The following is a 25581-nucleotide window of genomic DNA, read 5'->3' on the forward strand; positions in this document are numbered from 1 at the left end:
TTCAAGCCATGTCCCGGACCGGGACGATGGGGGGACTGTGAGCCGCGAGAGTTAGGTGAAACTTAAACCGGCTCAGGCGCTGAACCGCACCCCCACCCGCGCCCCGCCCAGGGCCGCCGAGGCGTCGATGACGACCTGCGCCCCATGCCGCCGCGCCACCGCCTGCACGATGGCCAGGCCCAGGCCGCTGCCATGGCCGGCGGCGCCGGGCACGCGGTAGAAGCGGTCGAGCACGCGCTGGCGCTCGGACGGGGCGATGCCGGGGCCGCTGTCTTGCACCGCCAGCTCGGCCGCGCCGCCCCCCCCGCGCGCCGCCGATACCTGCACCACGCCGCCCGCGGGCGTGTGCTTGAGGGCGTTGTCGATCAGGTTGCGCAGCAGCACGGCCAGGGCGTCGGCCTGGCCCTGCACGGGCAGCTCGGCCGCGCCCTCATCGGGCCCGCGCAGCTCGATCTGGCGCGTCTGGGCCTCGGGCATGGCGTCGTGCACGGCGCGGCGCGCCAGGGCCATCAAATCGACAGGGGCGCTGGCGGCGGCAACGCCGTCGCCGTCGTGGCGCGCCAGGGCCAGCAGCTGCTCGACCAGGCGCGTGGCGCGGTCCACGCCGGCCAGCAGGCGCTCGGTGGCCCGCTGGCTCGCCTCGGGCGTGGCGGCGCGCTGCAGGCTTTGCACCTGCAGGCGCAGCGCGGCCAGGGGCGAGCGCAGCTCGTGCGCGGCGTCGGCGGTGAAGTCGCTCAGCTGCCGCCACGCCGCGTCCAGCCGCGCCAGCAGGCCGTTCATCTCGGCCACCAGCGGCGCCACCTCGGCCGGCAGGCCGGCCACGGGCAGGGGCGCCAGGTCGCCCGCGGCGCGCGCGGCCAGCTGGCGGCGCAGGCGGTCCACGGGCGCCACGGCGCGGCCCACCACCCACCACACGATGAGCATCAGCATGGGCGCCAGCAGCGCCACCGGCAGCACGGCGCGCAGCGCCAGCTGGCCGGCCATGCGCCGGCGCGCGCTTTGCGCCTGCGCGATCTGGATCACCTGCGTGGCCGTCTCCAGCGTGTACACGCGGTAGGGCTCGCCGGCGGCCAGCACGTCCGAGAAGCCGATCACGGCCTGCGGCGGCAGCAGGCGCGCCGAGGGCGAGCGGTACAGCATGATGCCGTCGGCGCGCCACACCTGGATGATCAGCTCCTGCGAGCCGGGCGGGCCGTCGAGCACGCTGCCCTCCAGCACGGTGGCGGCCAGCCCGCCGGTGAGCGACAGGGCGATGCGCTGCATCTGCGCGTCGAACACCGACTCGACCTCGGCGCGCGCGGCGCGCCAGGTGACCGCCGCCTGCGCCAGCGCCGTCACCAGCACGGCCAGCAGCAGCAGCACCGTCAGGCGCACGCGCAGCGAGGGGGCAGGTTTGTCCATTTTCAAATCATTTTGGCCACCAGCCGGCGCGGAATATGCCTGACCAGCTATTGATTCAGGGGTCGTCACCGCCCACCTCCGCGCCGCCCGCGGGCGCCGCCGGCACCAGGTAGCCCAGGCCGCGCACGTTCTCGATCAGGCCGGCGCCCAGCTTGCGGCGCACGCCGTGGATGTAGACCTCGACCGCGTTGCTGCTGATTTCCTCGCCCCAGGCGTAGAGCTTGTCCTCCAGCTGCTGGCGCGACAGCACGCGGCCCGGGCGCGCCAGCAGGGGCTCCAGCACCGCCCATTCGCGCGCCGACAGCTGCACCGGCTGGCCGTGCAGCGTGACCTCGCGCGTGGCCGGCACGATGCGCACCGCGCCCCAGGCGTAGGCCGGCTCGGCGCGGCCGTGGGCGCGGCGCAGCAGGGCGCGCACGCGCGCCAGCAACTCGTCCAGGTCGTAGGGCTTGACGATGTAGTCGTCGGCGCCGGCGTCCAGCCCGGCCACGCGCTCGGCCACCGCGTCGCGCGCGGTGGCGATCAGCACCGGCAGGCGCTGGCCGTGCGCGCGCAGGGCGCGCAGCACCTCCAGCCCGCTCCTGCGCGGCAGGCCCAGGTCCAGCAGCAGCAGGTCGTACGCGGTGCTGGCCAGCGCCGTGCCGGCCTGGGCGCCGTCGCGCACCCAGTCGGCGGCATGGCCCTCGGCGCGCAGCGCGTCGTGCACCACCTCGCCGATCATGGCGTCGTCCTCGGCCAGCAGGATTCGCATGGCGGCATTGTGACCCAGCGCCGCTTCGCTCCAAAACTCCTGATTTGATAGCTCCAGACCCATGGCCGGTGCCGATTACCGATCGCACTCGGCTGCTATATTCGGGTGCCGTCCCCGCCTGCCCCAACCCACCGCCCGATGGACCTGGTCTTTCTGCTGTTGCTGCCGTTTGCCGGCGCCCTGGTGGCGGCGCTGCTGCCCACGCACGCGCGCACCGCCGCGGCCACGTGGGCGGCAGTGGTGTCGGCCGCGGGCCTGGCCTGGGTGCTGTGGCTCACGCCCACGCTGCAGGCGGGCACGGTGCTGCGCGAGGAGTACCGCTGGATTCCCTCGGCCGGCATCAACCTGCTGGTGCGCCTGGACGGCCTGGCCTGGATGTTCGCGCTGCTGGTGACGGGCATCGGCCTGCTGGTGGCCGTGTACGCGCGCTACTACATGTCGCGCGAAGACCCGGTGCCGCGCTTTTTCGCCTTCTTCCTGGCCTTCATGGGCGCCATGCTGGGCGTGGTGCTGTCGGGCAACCTGGTGCAGCTGGTGTTCTTCTGGGAGCTGACCAGCCTGCTGAGCTTCCTGCTGATCGGCTACTGGCACCACCGCAAGGATGCGCGGCGCGGCGCACGCATGGCGCTGACGGTGACGGGCGCCGGCGGCCTGGCCCTGCTGGCCGGCGTGCTGCTGCTGGGCCACATCGCCGGCAGCTACGAGCTGGACGCCGTGCTGGCCGAGGGCGCGCGCGTGCAGTCCCACCCGCTGTACAGCACCATGCTGGTGCTGGTGCTGCTGGGGGCGCTGGCCAAGAGCGCGCAGTTTCCCTTTCACTTCTGGCTGCCGCGCGCCATGGCCGCGCCCACGCCGGTATCGAGCTACCTGCACTCGGCCACCATGGTCAAGGCCGGCGTGTTCCTGCTGGCGCGGCTGTGGCCGGTGCTGGCGGGCACGCCCGAATGGTTCTGGCTGGTGGGTGGCGCAGGACTGATGTCGCTGGTGCTGGGCGCCGGCGCGGCGATGTTCCAGAACGACCTGAAGGGCCTGCTGGCGTATTCCACCATCAGCCACCTGGGCCTGATCACCCTGCTGCTGGGCCTGGGCAGCCCGCTGGCCGCGGTGGCGGCGGTGTTCCACGTCATGAACCACGCGACCTTCAAGGCCTCGCTCTTCATGGCCGCCGGCATCATCGACCACGAGACCGGCACGCGCGATTTGCGGCGGCTGTCGGGCCTGCGCCGGGCCATGCCGATCACGGCGGCGCTGGCCTTCGTGGCCAGCGCCGCCATGGCCGGCGTGCCGCTGCTCAACGGCTTTTTGTCCAAGGAGATGTTCTTTGCCGAAACGGTGGCCCTGCGTGGCAACGCGCTGCTGGACTGGGGCCTTCCGGCGGCGGCCACAGTGGCGGGCGTGTTCGCGGTGGTGTATTCGCTGCGCTTCGCGGGCGTGTTCCTGGGCCCGCCGGCGCGCGACTTGCCGCTGTCGCCGCACGAGCCGGTGCGCTGGATGCGCGTGCCGATCGAGGTGCTGGTGCTGCTGTGCCTGCTGGTGGGCATGGTGCCGCAGTGGTCCATCGGCGGCGCCCTGCAGCTGGCGGCGCGGCCGGTGGTGGGCGGCGAGCTGCCGCCCTACAGCCTGGCGCTGTGGCACGGCTGGGGCAAGCCGCTGGCCATGAGCCTGGTGGCCCTGGTGGGCGGCGTGGCGCTGCACGCGGTGATGCAGGCCCTGCGCGGGCGCGGGCACCTGCGCCAGCCGCCGCTGGGCCGCTGGCTGAATGGCGAGCGCCTGTTTTTGCTGGCGCTGCTGGGACTGGACCGCGGCTGCCGCGGGCTGCTGGCGCGCCTGAGCAGCCGCCGGCTGCAGCCGCAGATGCTGCTGCTGGTGCTGGCGGCCGTGCTGGCGGCCGCCACCTCGCTATGGGCAGGCGGCGTGAGCTGGGGCCACCGCGAGCGCGTGCCCGCCAACCTGGAGTTCGCCCTGCTGTGGCTGGTGGGCGGCCTGTGCGCGCTGGGCGCGGCGCGGCAGGCCAAGTTCCACCGCCTGGCGGCGCTGGTGATGGCCGGGGTGGTGGGCCTGTGCGTGAGCCTGACCTTCCTGTGGTTCTCGGCGCCCGACCTGGCGCTGACGCAGATCACGGTCGAGGTCGTCACCACCGTGCTGTTCCTGCTGGGCCTGCGCTGGCTGCCCCGGCGTCTGCCCGAGCAGAACCCGAGGAACCGGAATGAGGGCCTGCGGGTGCGCGTGCGCCGCGGGCGCGACGGCCTGCTGGCCACCGTGGCCGGCGCCGGCATGGCGGTGCTGGCCTACGCCATGATGACGCGGCCGGCGCCGCAGAGCATCGCGCCCTTCTTCATCGACCGCGCCCTGCCCGAGGGCGGAGGCAGCAACGTGGTCAACGTCATGCTGGTGGACTTTCGCGGCTTCGACACGCTGGGCGAGATCACGGTGCTGGGCATCGTGGCGCTGACGGTGTATGCGCTGCTGCGCCGCTTTCGCCCGCCGCGCGAGGTGGTGCAGCTGCCACCGCAGCAGCTGGCCGTGCCGCCCGACCTGGTGAGCGACCTGATCAACCCGCGCACCGCGCAGGACACGGCGCTGGGCTACCTGATGGTACCGGCGGTGCTGGCGCGGCTGCTGATGCCGGTGATGGTGGTGGTGGCCATCCACCTGTTCCTGCGCGGGCACAACGCGCCGGGCGGCGGCTTCGTCGCCGGGCTGGTGGTGTCGATCGCGTTCGTGGCGCAGTACATCGTGGCGGGCACGCTGTGGGTCGAGGCGCACCTGCCGCTGAAGGTCGTGCGCTGGATCGCCGTCGGGCTGCTGCTGGCGCTGGCCACGGGCCTGGGCTCGCTGGTCTGGGGCTATCCCTTCCTGACCACGCACACCGCCCACTTCACGCTGCCGCTGCTGGGCGAAGTGCACCTGGCCAGCGCGCTGTTCTTCGACGCCGGCGTGTTCGCCACCGTGGTCGGCGCCACCCTGCTCACCCTCACCGCGCTGGCGCACCAGTCGGTGCGAAGCCACCGCCAGGCGCCCGAGCGCAGCGCCGCCGCCGGCACCGGGCCGCGGGAGGCCGGCTGATGGAGGTCATCATGGCCATCGCCATCGGCGTGCTCGGCGGCTCGGGCGTGTGGCTGGTGCTGCGCCCGCGCAGCTTCCAGGTGCTGATCGGGCTGGCGCTGCTGTCCTACGCGGTCAACCTGTTCATCTTCGCCATGGGCAGCCTGTTCATCGGCCGCGAGCCCATCGTGCGGCCCGGCCTGGCGGCCAACCTGCAGAACTACACCGACCCGCTGCCGCAGGCGCTGGTGCTGACGGCCATCGTCATCGGCTTTGCCACCTCGGCGCTGTTCCTGGTGGTGCTGCTGGCCTCGCGGGGGCTGTCGGGCACCGACCACGTCGACGGCCAGGAGCCCGACGCCGACGCGCAGGAGCGGCGATGAGCAGCGGCTTCGTGGCCTCGCTGATGCCGCACCTGATCGCGGCGCCCATCCTGCTGCCCATGGCCACGGCGGCGCTGATGCTGCTGCTGGGCGACGCGCGCCGGCCGCTGAAGGCCTGGGCCAGCGTGCTGTCGTGCGCGCTGGGGCTGGCGGTGTCGGTCGGGCTGCTGCTGTGGGTGCAGCACGGCGACGGCCCGCACGCGGTGGGCGTGTACCTGCCCTCCAACTGGCCCATTCCCTACGGCATCACGCTGGTGGTGGACCGCCTGTCGGCCATGATGCTGCTGCTCACCAGCGTGCTGGGCCTGGCCGCGGTGCTGTATTCGGTGGCGCGCTGGGACCGCGCCGGCACGCACTTCCACCCGCTGCTGCAGCTGCAGCTGATGGGGCTGGCCGGCGCGTTCTTGACGGCCGACCTGTTCAACCTGTTCGTGTTCTTCGAGATCCTGCTGACCGCCTCCTACGGCCTGCTGCTGCACGGCTCGGGCTGGGCGCGCGTGCATTCGGGGCTGCACTACATCGCCATGAACCTGATGGCCTCCACGCTGTTTCTGATCGGCGTGGCCATTTTGTACGGCGTGACGGGCACGCTCAACCTGGCCGACATGGCCATCATCGTGCCCGCCATCGCCGACACCGACCGCGGCCTGCTGCACGCCGGCGCGGCGGTGCTGGCGGTGGGCTTTCTGGTCAAGGCCGCGGCCTGGCCGCTGAACTTCTGGCTGCCCTCCACCTACGCCAGCGCGTCGACGCCGGTGGCGGCGCTGTTCGCCATCCTGACCAAGCTGGGCGCCTACGCCGTGCTGCGGGTGTGGACGGTGCTGTTCGGCCCCGACGCCGGCGTGTCCACCCTGTTCGGCGGCCCGGCGCTGGTGGGCATCGGCCTGGTCACGCTGGCGCTGGGCGCCATCGGCGTGCTGGCCACCCAGCACCTGGGGCGCATGGTGGCGTTCTGCGCCATCGTGTCCTCGGGCACGCTGCTGGCGGCGCTGGGCTTCGGGCGACCGGCGGTGACGGGCGGCGCGCTGTACTACGTCCTGGGCTCGACGCTGGCGGTGTGCGCCTTCTTCCTGCTGTCCGAGCTGATCGACCGCGCGCGCGACATGGAGGAGCAGCCGGCCGACCTGAGCGACGTGCAGACCGACAACGCCTTCGCCTTCCCCGTCAACCTGGTGCCCACGCGCGACGTCAACCTGGACGAGGACGAGCAGGCGCTGATCGGCCTGCCCATTCCGGCGGCCATGGCCTTCCTGGGCCTGGCCTTCATCGTCTGCGGGCTGACGCTGGCGGGGCTGCCGCCGATGGCCGGCTTCGTCGGCAAGGTGGTGATGCTGTCGGCGCTGCTCAACCCGGCCGGCTTCGGCCAGAACGCACCGGTGTCGCCGGCCGCCTGGGTGCTGCTGGGCCTGCTGCTGGCCAGCGGCCTGCTGTGCATCATTGCGCTGTCGCGCGCGGGCTCGCGCTACTTCTGGTCGCCCACCGGCCGGCCGGTGCCGCGCCTGCGCCTGATCGAGACCCTGCCCATCGCCGCGCTGCTGCTGCTGATCGGCGTGCTGGTGTGGCGCGCCGACGACGTGCTGCGCTACGTCAACGCCACCGCGCGCGAGCTGCACGACCCGCGGCACTACATCGGCACGGTGATGGCAGCCCAGCCCGTGCCCTCGCCCGTCGCCAACGGCCAGAAGGGACTGCGGCGATGATGCGGCGGCTGCTGCCCGCCCCGCTGCTGAGCGCCGCGCTGGTCGCGCTGTGGCTGGTGCTGAACGCCTCGCTGGCGGTGGGCGACGTGCTGCTGGCGCTGCTGCTGGGCCTGGCCGTGCCGGTGCTGCTGGCGCCGCTGCGCCCGGCACGCCCGCGCATGCGCCACCCTTGGACGGTGCTGCGCCTGATCGGCGTGGTCGGCCGCGACGTGCTCGAATCGAACGCGCGGGTGTTTCTCACCCTGCTCACCCCGCCGGGCCAGCCCAGGCACGCGCGCTTCGTGCGTGTGCCGCTGCAGCTGCGCGACCCCAGCGCGCTGGCGGCGCTGGCCGTCATCACCACGGTGGTGCCCGGCACCGTGTGGTGCGAGCTGGCGCGCGACGGCAGCGCCCTGCTGCTGCACGTGTGGGACGCGCCGGACGAGGCCGCCTTCGTCGCACACTACAAGCAGCGCTACGAGCAGCCCCTGCGGGAGATCTTCGAGCCATGAGCAGCTTCCTGTCCGCCGCCATCGCCATCACCCTGGGCGTCTACGGCCTGGCCGGCCTGCTGCTGCTGGCGCGCGTGCTGCGCGGCCCGACGGCGCTGGACCGCGTGCTGGCGCTGGACCTGCTGTACGGCATCGGCATGCTGTCGGCGCTGGTGCTGGGCATCCGCTACGCCAGCCACGTCTACTTCGAGGCCGCCCTGCTGATCGCCCTGCTCGGCTTCGTCAGCTCGAGCGCGATGGCCAAGTTTCTGCTGCGAGGGGAGGTGATCGAATGAGCGTCCGGACGAGGGGCCCCCGCTTGCGGGGATCGGCCAGCGAATTCGATCAGGCGGCCGACCACCCAGGCTCATGTTCACACCCCAGACGATCGGAGGCCGCCAGAATGAGCGCCCGGACGAGGGGCCCCGCTTGCGGGGATCGGCCAGCGAATTCGATCGGGCGGCCGACCACTCGGGCCCATGTTCACACCCCAGACGACCGGAGGCCGCCAGAATGAGTGTCGACGCCGTACCCCTCTGGGCTCAAATCCTGGTCGGCTGCCTGCTGCTGCTGAGCGCCGCGCTCACCCTGGCCGCCGCCTGGGGCGTGCTGCGCCTGGACGACTTCTTCAAGCGCCTGCACCCGCCGGCGCTAGCCCTGGTGGGCGGCGCCTGGTGCGTCGCGCTGGCCTCGATGCTGTTCTTTTCGCTGCACGACGGCCAGCTGCAGCTGCGCAGCTGGCTGATCGTCATCGTGCTGTCGGTCACCGTGCCCGTCACCACCGTCATCCTCAGCCGCGCGGCGCTGTTCCGGGAGCGGCGCAAGCCCTCCTCGGGGGCGAACCTGCCGCCACCGCTGCACCCGGCCCCAACGACGGAGTCCCCGGACGGCGCGCCGCCGCCCGACGCACGCTGAAGCGGCGCGCTCCGTGGTCAGTGCGCCTGCTCCCAGTTGGCGCCCACCCCCACCTCGGCCAGCAGCGGCACCTTCAGCTGCGCCACACCGGCCATCAGGCGCGGCAGCTCGGCGCGGACCCACTCGACCTCGGCGTCGGGCACCTCCAGCACCAGCTCGTCGTGCACCTGCATCACCATGCGGCTGGCGCGGCCCTGATCGAGCGCCTGCTGCACCGCCACCATGGCCTTCTTGATCAGGTCGGCCGCCGTGCCCTGCATGGGCGCGTTGATGGCGGCGCGCTCGGCGCCCTGGCGGCGCGGGCCGTTGGGGGAGTTGATCTCGGGCAGCATCAGGCGCCGGCCGAACACCGTCTCCACGTAGCCCTGCGCCTTGGCCAGCTGGCGCGTCTCGTCCATGTAGCGCCGCACACCCGGGTAGCGCTCGAAATAGCGCTGGATGTAGTTCTTGGCCGCCGTGTTGTCTAGCCCCAAGTTGCGCGCCAGGCCAAAGCTGCTCATGCCGTAGATGAGGCCGAAGTTGATCACCTTGGCGTAGCGGCGCTGCTCGCTGCTGACCTGATCGACCGGCACGCCGAACACCTCGCTGGCGGTGGCGCGGTGCACGTCCAGCCCGTCGTGGAAGGCCTTGAGCAAGGCCGCGTCGCCCGACAGGTGGGCCATGATGCGCAGCTCGATCTGGCTATAGTCGCAGCTCATGATGACGTGGCCCGGCGGCGCGACGAAGGCCTCGCGGATGCGCCGGCCCTCGGGCGTGCGCACGGGAATGTTCTGCAGGTTGGGGTCGTTGCTGGCCAGGCGCCCGGTCACGGCCACGGCCTGCGCGTAGTGGGTGTGCACGCGGCCCGCCGCGTCGACGAGCTGCGGCAGCTTGTCGGTGTAGGTGCCCTTGAGCTTGGACAGGCCCCGGTGCTCCAGGATGCGCGCCGGCAGCGGGTAGTCCTCGGCCAGCTTTTCCAGCACCTCCTCATCGGTGCTGGGCTTGCCGGTGGCGGTCTTCTTGACGATGGGCAGGCCCAGCCTGTCGAAGAAGATCTCGCCGATCTGCTTGGGGCTGCCCAGGTTGAAGGGCTGGCCGGCGAGCTGGTGCGCCTCGGCCTCCAGCGCCACGATGCGCTCGCCCAGCTCGTGGCTCTGCTTCCTCAGCAGGCTGGCGTCGATCAGCACGCCGTGGCGCTCGATGCGGTAGAGCACCTCGCTGCACTGCACCTCCAGCTCGTAGATGGCGCGCAGGCGCTCATGGGCCTGCAGGCGCGGCCACAGCACGCGGTGCACATCCAGCGTCTGGTCCGAGTCCTCGCACGAATAGCGCGCCGCCTGCTCCACCGGCACCTGGGCAAACGGGATCTGGTGCACGCCCTTGCCGCACAGGTCCTCGTAGTTGATGCCGCTGCGCCCCAGGTGGCGCTCGGCCAGGCTGGCCAGGTTGTGCGAGCGGTGCACCTCCAGCACGTAGCTTTGCAGCATGGTGTCGTGCGCGTAGCCGGCCACCTCGATGCCGTGGTTGGCCAGCACGTGGCGGTCGTACTTGATGTGCTGGCCCAGCTTCTTCCTGGCCGGGTCTTGCAGCCAGGGCTTCAGGCGCGCCAGCACGTCGTCGATGGGCAGTTGCACCGGCGCGTCCGGCCCGGTGTGCGCCAGCGGGATGTAGGCCGCCTCGCCCGGCACCACGCTGAAGGAGATGCCGACGATGCGCGCCTGCATCTCGTCGATGGAGGTGGTCTCGGTGTCCAGCGCCGTCAGCTCGGCGGCCTCGATCCTCGCCAGCCAGCGCTCGAACGCGGGCCAGTCGAGGATGGTTTCGTAGACCAGGCCGCTGCCGGCCTGGGAGGCGGCCGGTGGGTCGGCAAACAGGTCGTCGGCGGGCGCCGCGGCCGCGGCGGCGGGCTTGGGGACGGGCCTGGCACCCTCGGCACCCGCCAGGGCCTTGACCAGCGTCTTGAAACCGAATTTTTCATAAAAACGGGCCAGGTCGCCCGTCTGCTGCGCGCGAACAGCTATCGAATCAAGAGCAGGCAGGCTCTCGACGTAGCCGTCCAGGTCGCAGTCGGTGCGAATCTTCAGCAGCTCGCGCCCGGTGGGCAGCCAGGCCAGCCTGTCGCGCAGGTTCTGGCCGGCGGCGCCCTTGATCTCGCCCGCGTGCGCGACGATGCCGTCCAGCGAGCCGTATTCGGCCAGCCACTTGGCGGCGGTCTTGGGGCCCACCTTGTCGACGCCGGGCACGTTGTCGATGGCGTCGCCCACCAGGGTCTGGAAGTCCAGCATCTGCGAGGCCGCCACGCCGAACTCGGCCTGCACGCCGGCCAGGTCGCGGCGCTTGCCGCTCATGGTGTCGATGATGGCGATGCGCTCGTTGACGAGCTGGGCCAGGTCCTTGTCGCCGCTGGAGATCAGCACCTGCAGGCCCTGCGCGGCCGCGGCGTGCGCCAGCGTGCCGATGACGTCGTCGGCCTCCACCCCCGGCACCGCCAGCACCGGCCAGCCCAGCAGGCCGACCACCTCGTGGATCGGCTCGATCTGGCTGCGCAGGTCGTCGGGCATGGACGCGCGGTTGGCCTTGTATTCGGGATAGATCGCGTCGCGGAAGGTGGGGCCCGAGGCGTCGAACACGCAGGCGGCGTAGGCCGCGTCGGGGTAGTCCTTGCGCAGCACGCCCAGCATGTTGATCATGCCGCGGATGGCGCCGGTGGGCGCGCTGTGCGGGTCCGCCGGATCGACCCGCAGGTCGGGCATGGCGTGGAACGCCCGGTACAGGTAGCTGGAGCCGTCGACCAGCAGCAGTTGCGGGCGCGCGCCGGCGGGCGTGGAGGGGGTGTCGGTCATGGCCAAATTGTGCACGCGCGCGAAGGCGGCCAGGAGCCTGGGCGGCAGAAGGCGTCGAAGCGAAACGTGCGAAAACGAGGACAGCGTGGTGATACCAACAAGCCCATAGCCGAGCTATGGGCGCCGTTGGGAGCGCCGCGATGGACCGTTTTCTCGCGCGTTGCAGCCGACGCAGCTTCTGCCGCCCAGGCTCCCAGGCCCCATCGCAACTACAATGAATCCATGCGTTCAAACCTTGTTTTTCGGGCCGTGCTGGCGGCACTGTGCCTGGGCATCGGCGCCGTGGCCAGCGCCCAGGCGCCCGCGCCGGCAGCCGCCACCCAGGCGCCCGCCAACGCGCCGGTGGTGCGCGAGCAGACCGCGCCGGGCGGCGCCTCGCAGCGCATCGAGCGCATCGAGGTGGAAGACGCCGGCAGCCGCATCGACGAGCTGCGCGTGGGCGGCCAGACGCAGTCCATCACGGTGCACCCCAAGGCCGACGTGCCACCCTACAACGTGCAGCCCGCCAACCCGAGCCACCCCGATGGCCGCGACGGCGCCGGCCGGCGCACCTGGAACGTGCTCAGCTTCTGACGCGTTGCCGCATGGCTGTCTACACCGAAGTCTCCGAACGCGAGGCCGGCGCCCTGCTGCAGGCGCTGGACCTGGGTGAATTGCAGGCCCTGCGCGGCATCGAGGGCGGCATCGAGAACACCAACTACTTCGTCACCAGCAGCACGGGCGAATGGGTGCTGACCCTGTTCGAGCGCCTGACGCACGCGCAGCTGCCCTTTTACCTGCACCTGATGAAGCACCTGGCGCAGCACGGCGTGCCGGTGCCCGAGCCGCAGGCCAAGCCCGAGGGCGCGCGCGTGCCGGCCGGCGAGGACGACATCCTGCACACCGTGTGCGGCAAGCCCGCGGCGCTGGTCAACCGCCTGCGCGGCAAGAGCGAGCTGAACCCCGGCCGCGCCCACTGCGCCGCCGTGGGCGACATGCTGGCGCGCGCCCACCTGGCCACGCGCGACTACGAGCGGCGCCAGCCCAACCTGCGCGGCCTGCCCTGGTGGAACGAGACCGCGCCCGCCGTGCTGCCCCACCTGGACGAGGCGCAGGCCGCGCTGCTGCGCGCCGAGCTGGCCTACCAGAACCACGTGGCCGCCGGCAGCGCCTACGCCGCGCTGCCGCGCGGCGCGGTGCATGCCGACCTGTTCCGCGACAACGTGATGTTTGCCGGCACGCCCGAGCAGCCCGAGCTGACGGGCTTCTTCGACTTCTACTTCGCCGGCGTCGACACCTGGCTGTTCGACCTGGCCGTGACGCTGAACGACTGGGCCATCGACCTGCCCAGCGGCGCCACCGACGAGCCGCGCACCCGCGCCCTGCTGGACGCCTACCAGGCCGTGCGCCCGCTGACCGACGCCGAGCGGCGCCTGCTGCCGGCCATGCTGCGCGCCGGGGCGCTGCGCTTCTGGATCTCGCGGCTGTGGGACTTCCACCTGCCGCGCAGCGCCAGCCTGCTGACGCCGCACGACCCGCGCCACTTCGAGCGCGTGCTGCGCCAGCGCGCGGCCGCGCCCATCACGCCATGAAGCTCAACGTCGTCCCCGCCGCCGCCGGCGCCCAGTTGTTGATTCATTTCCAAAGCTGGGCCATTTCGGGACGCATTCACGTTGAAATTTGAGCCACGTTGCCGCTCTATCCTGCTGAATTTTTCAGCACGGGGGAGCAGGAGTGATCAACGTGAGCACATTGAGCAAGTTACGCCGCCTCGTGCTGAGGCAGGACGTGTCGGTGCGCGAGGCCAGCCGGCGCCTGGGCATCTCGCGCAACACAGCCACCAAGTGGCTCAAAGACGGGCAGATGGCCGAACCCCGATACCCGCAGCGGGTGTCGGGCCCCAGCATCCTGGATCCGTACAAGGAGCAGTTGAGCCAATGGCTCAAGGCCGATAGCCATCGCAGCAAACGCGATCGACGCGGGATCAAGGCCATGTTTGAGGCGCTGCGCGCGCAGGGCTACAGCGGCAGCCGAGGGCCGGTCTACGCCTTTGCCCAGCGCTGGCAGCAAGAGCAAGGCAACGCTGCGCGTGGTGCGGGGTTCGTGCCGCTGAGCTTCGAGTTGGGCGAGGCGTTCCAGTTCGACTGGAGCTGCGAGTACCTGTTCATCGGCGGGCTGCGCCGCCGCCTGGAAGTGGCACACACCAAGCTGGCGGCCAGTCGCGCCTTCTGCCTGGTGGCGTACTACAGCCAAGCGCACGAGATGCTGTTCGATGCGCACGCACGGGCGTTCGCCCTCTTCGGTGGCGTGCCCCGGCGGGGCATCTACGACAACATGAAGACCGCTGTGGACAAGGTCGGCCATGGCAAACAGCGCAGCGTCAATGCACGCTTCGAGGCGATGACCGGGCACTACCTGTTCGAGCCGGAGTTCTGCAACCGGGCCGCCGGCTGGGAGAAGGGGGTCGTGGAGAAGAACGTTCAGGATCGGCGCAAGGACATCTGGCGTGAGGCCAGCGAGCGGCGCTGGGGGACGCTTGGTGAACTCAACGACTGGTTGCAGCAGGCCTGCGTGAAGGCCTGGGCTGAGATGAGTCACCCGGAATGGACTCAGCTCACGGTGGCCGATGTCTGGCAGGACGAACGTGCTCGTCTCATGCCCAACCCCCGTGCGTTTGATGGCTACGTGGAGCAGCCGGTACGGGTCTCTGCGACCGCACTGATCCACTTCCAGCGCAACCGCTACAGCGTGCCGTGTGAATGGATTCATGCGGTGGTCAGTCTGCGGGCCTACGCGGATGGCCTGCTGGTGGTCGGGCCCGATGGGCGACAGGTGCGCCTGGCGCGCAGCTTCGAACGTGATCAGACGCTCTACGACTGGATGCATTACATCGCGCTCATCGAGCGAAAGCCCGGCGCGCTGCGCAACGGCGCGCCCTTCAAGACCATGCCCGAGCCACTGCAGGAAATGCAGCGCCAGTTGCTGCGCCACAGCGGTGGCGACAGGGTGATGGCGCAGGTGCTCATGGGGGTGAGCCTGCATGGACTGGAGGCCGTGGTGGTGGCGGTAGAGCTGGCGCTGCAGTCCGGGCGGGTGAGTGCCGAGCACGTGCTCAACGTGCTCTCGCGTCTGAAGGAGCAGCGCGTGCCCGAGCCACCGGTGGCCACGATGCTCAAGCTCAACACGCCGCCACTGGCCAACCTGCAGCGCTACGACGCACTGCGCAACGTCCAGCCTCATGAGGCATCACCGGAGTCCGACCATGCATGACGTCATTGATGCCCTCAAAGCGCTGGGCCTGCACGGCATGGCCAGTGCCTGGCCGGAGGTACTGGGCACCGCCCGCATGAAGTCGCTGGATCATGAGGCCGTGCTGCACCAGCTCATCAAGGCCGAGACCGCTCAGCGTGAGGTGCGTTCCATGGCTTACCAGATGCGCGTGGCGCGCTTCCCTTCGCACCGTGACCTCGCCGGCTTTGACTTCGCCCACGCGCAGCTCGACGAAGCACTGGTGCGCCAGTTGCACACCCTTCGCTTCGTGGAGTCGGCGCACAACGTGGTGCTGGTTGGTGGCCCCGGCACGGGTAAAACCCACCTGGCCACGAGCCTGGGGATCGAGGCCATTCGCATGCATGGCAAGCGGGTGCGCTTCTTCTCAACGGTGGAGCTGGTCAACGCCCTGGAGCTGGAGAAGGCGCAGAACAAGGCCGGGCAAATGGCGCACCGCCTGATGTACGTCGATCTGGTGATCCTGGATGAACTGGGCTACCTGCCATTCACGCAGTCGGGCGGCGCGATGCTGTTCCACCTGCTCTCCAAACTCTATGAGCGAACGAGCGTGGTGATCACCACCAACCTCACCTTCTCGGAGTGGAGCAGCGTCTTTGGAGACGCCAAGATGACCACGGCCTTGCTTGACCGGCTCACGCACCATTGCCACATCGTCGAGACGGGCAACGAGAGCTGGCGATTCAAGCACTCCAGTGCCGCTGGCGCGGCTCCCCCAAAGCAACGCCCAAAGAGCCAGAAAGGAGATCGAAAAACAGCAGACCCGATAGACTTATCCACAACCGAATAGTCAAAGAATCCATCAACCCAGTGGCTCAATATTCAACGTGATCACTGGCTCAGTTGTGCTGATGAATCAACAATCGCACCTCTTATTGTTTGCATCAATATATTTCAATACTGGAACCTAAACCACCCCGAGTTTTGAGGAGACTGAAACACCACAGGAAACTCCTTGACAAGGCGACTCAAAGAGTAGCTCATAAAAGCCTGTTCTTTGACGTTTCGCTTCCTGTCCGTACGACGAACGCACCGCGTCGGGTGGCTTGGTAGGCCAAGTTTTTATGGGCTACATAGCCCTTTCCATAGCATTAGCGGACCCTACTCCACCACCGTCAGCTTGGCAATCGACAGCGCCAGCCACTTGACGCCGTGGCGCGGAAAGTTGACCTGCGCCCGCGCATCGTCGCCCGTGCCCTCCACGGCCAGCACGCGGCCTTCGCCGAACTTGTTGTGAAACACCTGCTGGCCGGCGCGGATGGCGCCGCCGGCGGCCGGGGGCGTGGGCTGGGGCTTTCGTGAATTCAAGCCAAATCGGCCTGCAGCCGGCGCCCAATCTGCGCGAGCAGCTATGGCTTGGGGAGCAAACGAGCCGAAGCCGCCGCGCTGCGGCGTGAGCCACTTGAGCACCTCCTCGGGCAATTCCTCCAGGAAGCGGCTGCGCAGGTTGTAGCGCGTCTGCCCGTGCAGCAGGCGCGTCTGCGCATGGCTCAGGTACAGGCGCCGGCGTGCGCGGGTGATGGCCACGTACATCAGGCGGCGCTCTTCCTCCAGCCCGCCGGCGTCGGACAGCGCGTTCTCGTGCGGAAACAGCCCCTCCTCCAGCCCGGTGATGAACACCGCGTCGAACTCCAGCCCCTTGCTGGCGTGCACCGTCATCAGTTGCACCGCGTCCTGCCCGGCCTGGGCCTGGTTGTCGCCAGCCTCCAGCGCGGCGTGGGTGAGGAAGGCGGCCAGAGGACTCAGGGTTTCGCCGGTGTCGGCGTCGATCGCCGCATCCAGCATGGGCGCATCCGGATCGATCCCCTGGCTCGCCGGGCTCTGCGTCAGCACCGCGCCCTGCTCATCCACCGGCAGCGCCACGGCATCGCGCCCAAAGCCTTCCTGCGTGACGAAGCTCTCGGCGGCGTTGACCAACTCCTGCAGGTTCTCGATGCGGTCCTGCCCTTCGCGCTCGCTGCGGTAGTGCTCGATCAGGCCGCTGGCCTCCAGCATCTGCTCGATGATCTCGCGTAGGGTGTAGCCGGCGGTCTGCTCGCGCAGCACGTCCAGCCGGGCCACGAAGGCCGCCAGGTTGGCGCCGGCCTTGCCGGGCACGCTGCTGACCGCGTCATGCAGCGAGGTGCCCAGGCCGCGTGCCGAGTCCTGCAGCGCCTCCAGCGTGCGCGCGCCAATGCCGCGCGGCGGAAAGTTGACCACGCGCAGAAAGCTGGTGTCGTCGCGCGGGTTCTCCAGCAGGCGCAGGTAGGCCAGCGCATGCTTGATTTCGGCCCGCTCGAAAAAGCGCAGGCCGCCATACACGCGGTAGGGCACGCCGGCGTTGAACAGCTGCGTCTCCAGCACGCGGCTTTGCGCGTTGCTGCGGTAGAGCACGGCGATTCCGCTGCGGGGCAGGCCCTCATCGCGCACCAGTTGGCGGAGTTCTTCCACCACCCACTCGGCCTCGGCAAAGTCGCTCGGCGCCTCCAGCACGCGCACCGGCTCGCCGGCGCCGGCGTCGGTGCGCAGGTTCTTGCCCAGGCGCTGGCGGTTGTGGCCGATCAGCGCGTTGGCGGCATCCAGGATGTTGCTGTGGCTGCGGTAGTTCTGCTCCAGCTTGATCTGGTGCTGCACTTGAAATTCGCGCACGAAGTCGGCCATGTTGCCCACGCGCGCGCCGCGAAAGGCGTAGATGCTCTGGTCGTCGTCGCCCACCGCCAGGATGGCGCCACCACCACCTTCGGCCGGCAGCCCGGCGATCAGCTTGATCCACGCGTACTGCAGGCGGTTGGTGTCCTGGAACTCGTCGATCAGCAGATGCCGAAAGCGCCGGCGGTAGTGCTCGCGCACGGCGTCGTTGTCGCGCAGCAGCTCGTAGCTGCGCAGCATCAGCTCGCCGAAGTCGACCACGCCCTCGCGCTGGCACTGCTCTTCGTACAGCTGGTAGATATCCACCTTGCGGCGCGCCTCGCTGTCGCTGGCGGGCACGTCGGCGGGGCGCAGGCCGTCTTCCTTGCAGCCGGCGATGAACCACTGCAGCTGGCGCGGCGGAAAGCGCTCCTCGTCCACCTGGTACTGCTTGCACAGGCGCTTGATGGCCGAGAGCTGGTCCTGCGTGTCCAGGATCTGAAACGCCTGCGGCAGCCCCGCCAGCTTGTGGTGCGCGCGCAGAAAGCGGTTGCACAGGCCGTGGAAGGTGCCGATCCACATGCCGCGCACGTTCAACGGCAGCATGCTGGTCAGGCGTGTCAGCATCTCCTTGGCCGCCTTGTTGGTGAAGGTGACGGCCAGCACGCCGCCGGGCGACACCTGCCCCGTCTGAAGCAGCCAGGCGATGCGCGTGGTCAGCACGCGGGTCTTGCCCGAGCCGGCGCCGGCCAGGATCAGCGCGTGCTCGGGCGGCAGGGTGACGGCGGCTTTCTGCTCGGCGTTCAGCCCGGCCAGCAGGGGCGATTCGTGCGCGGCCGGCGCAGCCAACAAGTCATTCATGCGCCGATTGTAGGAAGGCGCCGCCGGCCATGGTCACAATGCAGGCCATGAACATCAGCACCGAACAACTGGTCGAAGGCATGGCCCCATGGCTGCGCTGCGAGTCGCCCTCCAGCGACCCGGCGGCGCTGGCACGCATGGCCGAAATGATCCGCGACCATGCCCTGAAGCACGGTTTGCACGCCAGCCTGACGCAGGTGCAGACCGGGCCCGACGCCCCCTGGCTGCCCCTGCTGCACATCCACAACCGCGCCGAAGGCGACCGCCGGCCCGGCCTGCTGGTGCTGGGCCACCTGGACACGGTGCACCCCATCGGCACGCTGGCGCACAACCCGGTGCGCGTGGAGGGCGACCGTTTCTACGGCCCCGGCGGCTACGACATGAAGGCCGGTATCTTTCTGGCGCTGACGGCCCTGGGCGCGCTGGCGCAGCCCGGCGCCACGCGGCTGCCGGTGGACTTTTTGATCGTGCCGGACGAAGAAGTGGGCAGCCATGCCTCGCGCGCTTCCATCGAGGCGCTGGCGCGCCAGTCACGCTACTGCCTGGTGTGCGAGCCGGCGCGCGCCGGCGGCGGGCGCTGCGTGACGGCGCGCAAGGGCACGGGCAACACCGTCATCACCGCCCGGGGCGTGGCCGCGCACGCCGGCGTGGCGCACGAGCAGGGCCGCAGCGCCGTGCGCGAGATGGCGCACCAGGTGCTGGCGCTGGAGGCCATGACCGACTACGCCCGCGGCATCACCGTGAGCGTGGGCACCATCGAAGGCGGCACCACCGCCAACACCGTGCCGGCGTTTTGCCGGTGCGTGGTCGACTTTCGCTTCAGCGATCTGGTGTCGGCCAACGAGGTGGCCGAGCGGATGCGCCAGCTCAAGCCCATGGGGCCCGACGTGGCGCTGGAGATCGACGCCGAGATCAACCGCCCGCCCATGGTGCGCGACGACAAGGCGGTGCAGCTGCTGCGCCGCGCCCAGCAGTCGGCGCAGGCGGTGGGCCTGGTGCTGGAAGAGGCCCCGCCCACCGGCGGCGGCAGCGACGCCAACTTCACCTCGGCCGTGGGCACGCCCTCCATCGACGGCCTGGGCGCCGACGGCGACGGCGCGCACACCTGGGGCGAATACGTGCAGGTGTCCACCCTGCAGACCCGCGCGCGCTTCTGGCACCACCTGCTGGCGCACCTGGACTGAGAAACCCCTACAATCAATCACCGGGCCCAAGATTTTCTTGGCCCGGTTTTTTGTGCCCGCTTCTCGGCGCGGCACAAGACCGGCGGCCAGGCCAAGCGCCCTTCCCTTAGCTGAATCGACAGGAGCTTGGAGCCTCATGGAAATCTTCGACTACGACCACATCCTGCTGCTGCCGCGCAAGTGCCGCGTGCAAAGCCGCAGCGAGTGCGACGCCGGCATCGACTTTGGCGGGCGGCGCTTCAGGCTGCCGGTGGTGCCCTCCAACATGAAGACGGTGGTCGACGAGCCGCTCAGCCGCTGGCTGGCCGAAAACGGCTACTTCTACGTCATGCACCGGTTCGACCTGGACAACGTGGTGTTCGTGCGCGAGATGAAGCAGCACGGCCTGTACGCCAGCATCTCGCTGGGCGTGAAGGCGCCCGACTACGCCACGGTGGACCAGCTGGCCGCCGAGGACCTGGCGCCCGAGTACATCACCATCGACATCGCCCACGGCCACGCCGACACGGTGCGCGACATGATCCGCCACATCAAGGCCAGGCTGCCTGCGTCCTTCGTGATCGCCGGCAACGTGGCCACGCCCGAGGCCGTGATCGACCTGGAGACCTGGGGGGCAGACGCCACCAAGGTGGGCGTGGGCCCGGGCAAGGTGTGCATCACCAAGCTGAAGACCGGCTTCGGCACCGGCGGCTGGCAGCTGTCGGCGCTCAAGTGGTGCGCGCGCGTGGCCACCAAGCCCATCATTGCCGACGGCGGCATCCGCAGCCACGGCGACATTGCCAAGAGCATCCGCTTCGGCGCCTCGATGGTGATGATCGGCTCGCTGTTCGCCGGCCACGAGGAGTCGCCCGGCCAGACCGTGGAGGTCGACGGCCAGCTGTACAAGGAGTACTACGGCTCGGCCAGCGACTTCAACAAGGGCGAGTACCGCCACGTGGAAGGCAAGCGCATCCTGGAGCCCATCAAGGGCAAGCTGGCCGACACCCTGATCGAGATGGAGCAGGACGTGCAAAGCTCCATCAGCTACGCCGGCGGCACCAAGCTGGCCGACGTGCGCAAGGTCAACTACGTCATCCTGGGCGGGGACAACGCGGGCGAGCACCTGTTCATGTGAACGGCGGCCAAAAATCTGAATGAAAGAAGCTGCTGGCGCGCACGGAACAAGCGCCAGCAGCTTCTTTTTTCATAGCGCCTGGTTTTTCAGCGGATCAGCTCGCGCAGCATGCGGTTCAGGCGGTGGCCGGGCGTGGCCAGCGCATCGACGATGCTGAAGTGATTGAGCCCCGGCAGCGCCACCGCCTGCGGCACGCGCTGGCGGCCCCAGGCCTGCTGGATCAGGCGGTTGAGCCGCAGGTATTCGCCGCTTTCCGCGCCGCCCACCACGGCCAGCAGGCGCCCGTGCGTGGGCGCGGGCAGGCGCGCCGGGCTGGCGCGCCGCACCTGGTCGGGCGTCAGGCGCAATCGCTCCTGCAGGCTGGGCGTGTGCATCAGCGGCTGCAGGTCGTACAGGCCCGACAGCCCCATGGCGCCGCGCACCACGCGCGGCGGCAGGCCGGGGTCGAGCACGTCCCAGGCGCAGGCCAGCATCATCGCCGCCAGCTGGCCGCCGGCCGAGTGGCCGATCACCGTCAGGCGCCGCGCGTCGGCATTCAACGCCTCCGCGTGGCGCCAGGCCCAGGCCACGGCGCGCGCCACCTGCAGCGTGATCTGCGGGATGCTGGTCTGCGGACACAGGGTGTAGTTGGGCAGCACCGCCGCGGCACCCATGTCGTGCAGCGCCCCGGCGATGAAGCTGTGCTGCGACTTGTCCATGGCCTTCCAGTAGCCGCCGTGCACGAACACCACCAGCGGCGCGCGCCGCCGTGGCGCCGCGAAGGCGTCCAGCCGCTCGCGCGGGGCCTCGCCGTAGGCCACGTCCAGCGTGCCGGGCAGGCTGGCGCGCACCTGCGCCGACTGCGCCGTCCAGCGCGCGAAGTAGTCGCCATGGTCCGGCACGCGCATCAGGTTGTTGTACATGCGCTCCAGCCATTGCGTGTCGGGCTGGGTGGGCGCGGGGTAGTGGTGGGGCAGATCGTCGATTCGGGGCATGGTCGGCCGCCATTCTGACGCAAAGCCAGGCGGGCCGAGCCGGCCCGGGGATGGGGCAGAATGCCAGTCTTTTGCCCGGCCCATCGCGGGATGCGGGCCCAGCACCGAGCCGCCGCCGCGCGCCACGACACGTCCGCCGGGCGCTCTCATTTCAGGAGTTGCGCATGAAACTCGCCGTCCTCGGCACCGGCCACATGGGCTTTCCGATGGCGCGCCGCCTGGCCGCCGCCGGGCACGAGGTGCACGCCTGGAACCGCAGCCCCGACAAGGCCGCGCCGCTGGCCGCGCATGGCGTGGCGGTGCATGCCAGCCTGGCCGATGCGGTGCGGGCCGCCGACGCCGTCGTCAGCCTGCTCGAAAACGGCCCCGTCGTCGCCAGCGTGCTGTTCGAGCAGGGCGCCGCCGACGCCATGCACGCCGGCGCGCTGTTCATCGACATGGCCTCGATCAAGCCGGCCGAGGCGCGCGAGCACGCCCGGCGCCTGGCCGAGCGCGGCGGCGTGCATCACCTGGACGCCCCCGTCTCCGGCGGCACCGTGGGCGCCGAGGCCGGCACGCTGGCCATCATGGCCGGCGGCGAGGCGGCCGACTTCGAGCGTGCCGCGCCGGTGTTCGCGGCGCTGGGCCGCGCCACGCACGTGGGCCCGCACGGCGCCGGGCAGCTGGCCAAGCTGGCCAACCAGATGATCGTGGGCATCACCATCGGCGCCGTGGCCGAGGCGCTGCTGCTGTGCGAGAAGGGCGGCGCCGACCCGGCCAAGGTGCGCCAGGCCATCGGCGGCGGCTTTGCCGAAAGCCGCATCCTGCAGCTGCACGGCGAGCGCATGGTGACGCGCGACTTCGCCCCGCGCGGGCGCATGACGGTGCAGCTGAAAGACATGCGCAACGCGCTGGACACCGCCGCCGGCATGGGCTTCGACGCCCCCATCACCGCCGCGCTGGAGCGCCTGTACGCCGACGGCGTGGCGCACGGCGACGGCGAGCTGGACCACTCGGGCCTGTTCGTCGAGCTGGCCCGCCGCAACCAGATGAAGTAGCCTGCTTGCCCATGAGCCTGCACCACCAGCTCCAGCAACGCGCGGCCGCCGGCCGCCCCATCCGCGTCGGCCTGATCGGCGCCGGCAAGTTCGGCTCCATGTACCTGGCGCAGGTGCCGCGCACGCCCGGCGTGCACCTGGCCGCCATTGCCGACCTGTCGCCCGCCAACGCCCGCGCCAACCTGGCGCGCGTCGGCTGGCAGCCCGAGCGCGCCCACGCCGCCAGCATCGACGAGGCGCTCAAGCTCGGCAGCACCCACGTGGGCGAGGACTGGCAGGCCCTGGTGCGCCACCCAACCATCGACGTCGTCGTCGAATGCACCGGCCATCCCATCGCTGCGGTCGACCACTGCCTGGAGGCCTTCGCGCACGGCAAGCACGTGGTCAACGTCACGGTCGAGGCCGACGCCTTTTGCGGCCCGCTGCTGGCGCGCCGCGCGCACGAGGCCGGCGTGGTCTATTCCATGGCCTTCGGCGACCAGCCCGCGCTGATCTGCGACCTGGTGGACTGGGCGCGCACCTGCGGCTTTCCCGTCGTCGCGGCCGGGCGCGGCCACAAGTGGCTGCCGCATTTTTGCGAAAGCACGCCCGAGACCGTGTGGGGCTACTACGGCCTCACGCCCGAGCAGGCCGCGCGCGGCGGGCTCAACCCCAAGATGTTCAACAGCTTCCTGGACGGCAGCAAGCCCGCCATCGAAAGCACCGCCGTCGCCAACGCCACCGGCCTGTCGGTGCCCGCGGGCGGCCTGGCCTACCCCAGCGGCAGCATCGCCGACATCCCCAACCTGACGCGCCCGCGCAGCGAAGGCGGCGTGCTGGACCGGAAAGGCATGGTCGAGGTCATCTCCTGCCTGCGGCCCGACGGCACGCCCATCGACTACGACATCCGCATGGGCGTGTGGGTGACGGTGCAGGCCGAGACCGACTACATCCAGCACTGCTTCGAAGAGTACAACGCCCACACCGACGACAGCGGCCGCTACTTCACGCTCTACAAGCGCTGGCACCTGATCGGCCTGGAAGTCGGCCTGAGCGTGGCCAGCGTCGCCCTGCGGCGCGAGGCCACCGGCGTGGCGCAAGGCTGGCACGCCGACGTGGTGGCCACCGCCAAGCGCGACCTGAAGCCCGGCGAGCTGCTGGACGGCGAAGGCGGCACCACCGTCTGGGGCAAGCTGCAACCGGCCCGCCAGTCGGTGGCCCAAGGCGGCCTGCCGCTGGGCCTGGCGCACGACGTGAAGGTGCTGCGCCCCGTCGCCAGGGGCCAGTGCCTGACCTGGGCCGACGTCGCCATGGACACCAGCACGCGCGCCTGGCAAATCCGCCAGCAGATGGAAACCACGCTGCCGCCCGCCGCCTGATTTGCGCTAGAATGACGATCCCTCGTGGGGGGGTAGCTCAGCTGGGAGAGCGCCGCGTTCGCAATGCGGAGGTCGGGAGTTCGATCCTCCTCCTCTCCACCACTATTCAGCGCCCAACCGTTCTCGGTTGGGCGTTTTCGTTTGCGGATTCCACACACCACGCGGGGTTCCCGGCCATTCTGCGGGTGCCACCAGCCGGTCGCCCGACCGCCGCGAGGCGCCCGGTTCGCCCCTGTTCCGCCCTATCTTCTCTCGAAACCTGCGCCAACTTCTTCGCCGTGGCACTCGCAGACGGCGTTGTTCATCAACCACTTGTGCGTGTGCCGACGGGAATGGTTGGTTCGCGGGTTTGCACGGGCAAAGCAGAACGGCAAACCCGCGAGGCCAGCCTCCACGTCAGCCCTTGGGCGGGAACGGATCGTCACCGTAGCTGTTGCGCTCACGGATCTGGCCGTCACGTCCTTGGATGAACATCTCGCTCTGCTGGTTGATGGCGATGTCCCGCGCACGGTCAATCGCCTGTTGTTGCGTGTCATGGATGGAGGTGAGACGGTCATTGCCTTCTCCCCGCACACCCCATTGATCGCCGCCGTTGATGGGTACGACCCATTGGTTTTTTCCGCTCATTTCAAGCACTCCAAAAAATTGAAAAGGTCAGGCTCTTGAAGTCCGCGCGAGCCTCGGCGCATCGGGTGGTGAGATCACGTCATGGAGACCTCCTTTCCCGATGTTTGGCGTAGGGAGTCCACCGCGCCCGCCGCGCACGGCATCGAATACAGCCCTGCGCGCCTCTGCGTGACCACGAGCGCGCCGTAAGCCGCGTGCTGTGCCGCAGGCTCCGGCTTGCCCTTGTCCTTCGCCTTGATCTTGAACAGGTCGCTGGGTTTGGCGCTGTCCAGCCCGGCGCGCGGCATGATCCGATCCGCCGTCGTGGCTTCGCCCTTGAACGACCACAGCGCCTCGAACACCTTGGCCTGACCGTCGGTGAATTGGATCGGCGCGCTGCTGATGTCCGGCAGCGTCGCCCACTTGAAGTCCGCCGAGAACGGCCCATTGACCGGCGTGGCCAAATCGACGACCACTGGCGTCGCAGACGACGGCGAGGCGATGAACGTGATCCCGCCGCCGTAGAACGTGAAGCGTTCCTCCAGCACCAACCACTCGACGCACGCACCGAAAGGCGAGCCGCGAGTCGTGCTCGGCCTCGGCGTGATCACCCGAATGTCGCCGCCCGCCACGCGCACGCGATCCAGCAGCGCGGGTTCGTGCAGCACCCGCGTCAGGTCGCGGGTCAGCAGGACGGGCGACCGTCGAGCATCGCCGAGCCGCCACACCTCGCCGCCCAGATCATCGATGCCGTCGCGGCTCTCGATGCCAAGTGCGAGGCGCATCTTCTGTCGCAGCCAATCCTCGTCCAATGCCAACGCCGCACCGTCGTTTACTTCGACGGCCACGGGCCCACAGTCCGGGCAGCGGCACATCCGACCGCCGCGACCATCACCCCACACCTGCGCCCGATGTTGCTGGCAATGGGGGCAGAGCACGAACGACTGATCCACCGTCGTTGGCTTGACTGCTTTGCCGAGTACGGAGAGTGAGGCGATTTCGTTCAGCGACAGCATGGTGCGCAGCACGGGCGTGCCGCCCGCGAACAGGCGGCAGACCAGGGCCCAGGCATCGTGCGTCGCCATC

At 70.0% G+C, this 25581-nt stretch carries 21 protein-coding genes and 1 tRNA gene; 15 read left to right on the forward strand and 7 right to left on the reverse strand.

Going from position 1 to position 25581, the window contains the following annotated elements:
• Positions 1 to 72: 72 nt before the first annotated feature.
• Together H6927_14630 and H6927_14635 are read right to left on the reverse strand one after the other, a co-directional pair.
• The gene (locus H6927_14630; GenBank protein MCP5219334.1) at positions 73 to 1401 is read right to left on the reverse strand and encodes a sensor histidine kinase N-terminal domain-containing protein; all 1329 of its coding nucleotides are present in this window, start codon (positions 1399 to 1401) and stop codon (positions 73 to 75) included.
• A 55-nt stretch (positions 1402 to 1456) separates the two neighbouring features.
• Complete coding sequence (locus tag H6927_14635; protein ID MCP5219335.1) at positions 1457 to 2152, reverse strand: response regulator transcription factor; 696 nt, start codon at positions 2150 to 2152, stop codon at positions 1457 to 1459.
• A gap of 138 nt (positions 2153 to 2290) precedes the next feature.
• Between H6927_14635 and H6927_14640 the strand changes: the two genes are divergently transcribed.
• From H6927_14640 to H6927_14665, 6 genes are all read left to right on the forward strand, one after another.
• The gene (locus H6927_14640; protein ID MCP5219336.1) at positions 2291 to 5218 is read left to right on the forward strand and encodes a monovalent cation/H+ antiporter subunit A; all 2928 of its coding nucleotides are present in this window, start codon (positions 2291 to 2293) and stop codon (positions 5216 to 5218) included.
• Positions 5218 to 5580 carry a Na+/H+ antiporter subunit C gene (locus tag H6927_14645; GenBank protein MCP5219337.1) on the forward strand — a complete coding sequence of 121 codons (363 nt, stop codon included), beginning with the start codon at positions 5218 to 5220 and terminating at the stop codon, positions 5578 to 5580. Before H6927_14640 ends, H6927_14645 begins: the two co-directional genes overlap by 1 nt.
• 23 nt (positions 5581 to 5603) lie before the next feature.
• The gene (locus H6927_14650) at positions 5604 to 7280 is read left to right on the forward strand and encodes a monovalent cation/H+ antiporter subunit D (protein ID MCP5219338.1); all 1677 of its coding nucleotides are present in this window, start codon (positions 5604 to 5606) and stop codon (positions 7278 to 7280) included.
• Entirely contained in the window at positions 7280 to 7771 is a 492-nt protein-coding gene (locus tag H6927_14655) for a Na+/H+ antiporter subunit E (GenBank protein MCP5219339.1), read from the forward strand. The genes H6927_14650 and H6927_14655 overlap by 1 nt, the downstream gene beginning before the upstream one ends.
• Positions 7768 to 8046: a K+/H+ antiporter subunit F gene (locus H6927_14660; protein MCP5219340.1), complete on the forward strand. Its 279-nt coding sequence runs from the start codon at positions 7768 to 7770 to the stop codon at positions 8044 to 8046. Before H6927_14655 ends, H6927_14660 begins: the two co-directional genes overlap by 4 nt.
• A 217-nt stretch (positions 8047 to 8263) precedes the next feature.
• A complete protein-coding gene (locus H6927_14665; GenBank protein ID MCP5219341.1) occupies positions 8264 to 8665 on the forward strand; it encodes a monovalent cation/H(+) antiporter subunit G in 402 nt (133 codons plus the stop codon).
• A 17-nt stretch (positions 8666 to 8682) separates the two neighbouring features.
• Here the strand turns inward: H6927_14665 and polA are convergent, their stop codons facing one another.
• The gene (gene polA, locus H6927_14670) at positions 8683 to 11487 is read right to left on the reverse strand and encodes a DNA polymerase I (protein ID MCP5219342.1); all 2805 of its coding nucleotides are present in this window, start codon (positions 11485 to 11487) and stop codon (positions 8683 to 8685) included.
• A gap of 249 nt (positions 11488 to 11736) precedes the next feature.
• Between polA and H6927_14675 the strand changes: the two genes are divergently transcribed.
• The 4 genes from H6927_14675 (at position 11737) to H6927_14690 (ending at position 15544) form a co-directional block, all read left to right on the forward strand.
• Entirely contained in the window at positions 11737 to 12060 is a 324-nt protein-coding gene (locus tag H6927_14675) for a hypothetical protein (GenBank protein ID MCP5219343.1), read from the forward strand.
• Positions 12061 to 12071: 11 nt separating this feature from the next.
• Positions 12072 to 13058: a homoserine kinase gene (locus tag H6927_14680; protein MCP5219344.1), complete on the forward strand. Its 987-nt coding sequence runs from the start codon at positions 12072 to 12074 to the stop codon at positions 13056 to 13058.
• Positions 13059 to 13209: 151 nt separating this feature from the next.
• Positions 13210 to 14736 (forward strand): IS21 family transposase, encoded by a 1527-nt coding sequence (locus H6927_14685; protein ID MCP5219345.1) that lies wholly within the window; start codon positions 13210 to 13212, stop codon positions 14734 to 14736.
• Positions 14705 to 15544, forward strand: coding sequence for an ATP-binding protein (locus H6927_14690; protein MCP5219346.1), 840 nt, complete (start codon positions 14705 to 14707; stop codon positions 15542 to 15544). Before H6927_14685 ends, H6927_14690 begins: the two co-directional genes overlap by 32 nt.
• Before the next feature lie 311 nt (positions 15545 to 15855).
• Here the strand turns inward: H6927_14690 and H6927_14695 are convergent, their stop codons facing one another.
• Entirely contained in the window at positions 15856 to 18222 is a 2367-nt protein-coding gene (locus H6927_14695; GenBank protein MCP5219347.1) for a UvrD-helicase domain-containing protein, read from the reverse strand.
• Positions 18223 to 18269: 47 nt separating this feature from the next.
• Here H6927_14695 and H6927_14700 point away from each other — a divergent pair, with 47 nt between their 5' ends.
• The gene (locus tag H6927_14700) at positions 18270 to 19406 is read left to right on the forward strand and encodes a M20 family metallopeptidase (GenBank protein ID MCP5219348.1); all 1137 of its coding nucleotides are present in this window, start codon (positions 18270 to 18272) and stop codon (positions 19404 to 19406) included.
• A 136-nt stretch (positions 19407 to 19542) separates the two neighbouring features.
• On the forward strand, positions 19543 to 20520 hold the full coding sequence (locus H6927_14705) for a GMP reductase (protein ID MCP5219349.1): 978 nt from the start codon (positions 19543 to 19545) through the stop codon (positions 20518 to 20520).
• A gap of 86 nt (positions 20521 to 20606) precedes the next feature.
• Here H6927_14705 and H6927_14710 read toward each other — a convergent pair whose 3' ends face one another.
• Positions 20607 to 21494 carry an alpha/beta hydrolase gene (locus H6927_14710; protein MCP5219350.1) on the reverse strand — a complete coding sequence of 296 codons (888 nt, stop codon included), beginning with the start codon at positions 21492 to 21494 and terminating at the stop codon, positions 20607 to 20609.
• Between the two features lie 164 nt (positions 21495 to 21658).
• Here H6927_14710 and H6927_14715 point away from each other — a divergent pair, with 164 nt between their 5' ends.
• The 3 genes from H6927_14715 (at position 21659) to H6927_14725 (ending at position 23991) form a co-directional block, all read left to right on the forward strand.
• On the forward strand, positions 21659 to 22531 hold the full coding sequence (locus H6927_14715; protein ID MCP5219351.1) for an NAD(P)-dependent oxidoreductase: 873 nt from the start codon (positions 21659 to 21661) through the stop codon (positions 22529 to 22531).
• 11 nt (positions 22532 to 22542) lie between these two features.
• Entirely contained in the window at positions 22543 to 23889 is a 1347-nt protein-coding gene (locus H6927_14720; GenBank protein MCP5219352.1) for a Gfo/Idh/MocA family oxidoreductase, read from the forward strand.
• 26 nt (positions 23890 to 23915) lie between these two features.
• Positions 23916 to 23991: transfer RNA gene (locus H6927_14725), tRNA-Ala, on the forward strand.
• Between the two features lie 294 nt (positions 23992 to 24285).
• Here the strand turns inward: H6927_14725 and H6927_14730 are convergent.
• Together H6927_14730 and H6927_14735 are read right to left on the reverse strand one after the other, a co-directional pair.
• Positions 24286 to 24516: a DUF2188 domain-containing protein gene (locus H6927_14730; GenBank protein ID MCP5219353.1), complete on the reverse strand. Its 231-nt coding sequence runs from the start codon at positions 24514 to 24516 to the stop codon at positions 24286 to 24288.
• Positions 24517 to 24590: 74 nt separating this feature from the next.
• Complete coding sequence (locus tag H6927_14735) at positions 24591 to 25580, reverse strand: hypothetical protein (GenBank protein MCP5219354.1); 990 nt, start codon at positions 25578 to 25580, stop codon at positions 24591 to 24593.
• Position 25581: the final 1 nt, after the last annotated feature.

The sequence above is a fragment of the Burkholderiaceae bacterium genome (assembly GCA_024235995.1).
Taxonomy (GTDB): Bacteria; Pseudomonadota; Gammaproteobacteria; order Burkholderiales; family Burkholderiaceae_C; genus Ottowia.

Excerpts from the sequence above, each read along its gene's own strand:
- H6927_14630 (MCP5219334.1), bottom strand. The coding sequence starts at position 1,401 with ATGGACAAACCTGCCCCCTCGCTGCGCGTGCGCCTGACGGTGCTGCTG.
- H6927_14635 (MCP5219335.1), bottom strand. The coding sequence starts at position 2,152 with ATGCGAATCCTGCTGGCCGAGGACGACGCCATGATCGGCGAGGTGGTG.
- H6927_14640 (MCP5219336.1), top strand. The coding sequence starts at position 2,291 with ATGGACCTGGTCTTTCTGCTGTTGCTGCCGTTTGCCGGCGCCCTGGTG.
- H6927_14645 (MCP5219337.1), top strand. The coding sequence starts at position 5,218 with ATGGAGGTCATCATGGCCATCGCCATCGGCGTGCTCGGCGGCTCGGGC.
- H6927_14650 (MCP5219338.1), top strand. The coding sequence starts at position 5,604 with ATGCCGCACCTGATCGCGGCGCCCATCCTGCTGCCCATGGCCACGGCG.
- H6927_14655 (MCP5219339.1), top strand. The coding sequence starts at position 7,280 with ATGCGGCGGCTGCTGCCCGCCCCGCTGCTGAGCGCCGCGCTGGTCGCG.
- H6927_14660 (MCP5219340.1), top strand. The coding sequence starts at position 7,768 with ATGAGCAGCTTCCTGTCCGCCGCCATCGCCATCACCCTGGGCGTCTAC.
- H6927_14665 (MCP5219341.1), top strand. The coding sequence starts at position 8,264 with ATGAGTGTCGACGCCGTACCCCTCTGGGCTCAAATCCTGGTCGGCTGC.
- polA (MCP5219342.1), bottom strand. The coding sequence starts at position 11,487 with ATGACCGACACCCCCTCCACGCCCGCCGGCGCGCGCCCGCAACTGCTG.
- H6927_14680 (MCP5219344.1), top strand. The coding sequence starts at position 12,072 with ATGGCTGTCTACACCGAAGTCTCCGAACGCGAGGCCGGCGCCCTGCTG.
- H6927_14690 (MCP5219346.1), top strand. The coding sequence starts at position 14,705 with ATGAGGCATCACCGGAGTCCGACCATGCATGACGTCATTGATGCCCTC.
- H6927_14695 (MCP5219347.1), bottom strand. The coding sequence starts at position 18,222 with ATGAATGACTTGTTGGCTGCGCCGGCCGCGCACGAATCGCCCCTGCTG.
- H6927_14700 (MCP5219348.1), top strand. The coding sequence starts at position 18,270 with ATGAACATCAGCACCGAACAACTGGTCGAAGGCATGGCCCCATGGCTG.
- H6927_14705 (MCP5219349.1), top strand. The coding sequence starts at position 19,543 with ATGGAAATCTTCGACTACGACCACATCCTGCTGCTGCCGCGCAAGTGC.
- H6927_14710 (MCP5219350.1), bottom strand. The coding sequence starts at position 21,494 with ATGCCCCGAATCGACGATCTGCCCCACCACTACCCCGCGCCCACCCAG.
- H6927_14715 (MCP5219351.1), top strand. The coding sequence starts at position 21,659 with ATGAAACTCGCCGTCCTCGGCACCGGCCACATGGGCTTTCCGATGGCG.
- H6927_14720 (MCP5219352.1), top strand. The coding sequence starts at position 22,543 with ATGAGCCTGCACCACCAGCTCCAGCAACGCGCGGCCGCCGGCCGCCCC.
- H6927_14730 (MCP5219353.1), bottom strand. The coding sequence starts at position 24,516 with ATGAGCGGAAAAAACCAATGGGTCGTACCCATCAACGGCGGCGATCAA.
- H6927_14735 (MCP5219354.1), bottom strand. The coding sequence starts at position 25,580 with ATGGCGACGCACGATGCCTGGGCCCTGGTCTGCCGCCTGTTCGCGGGC.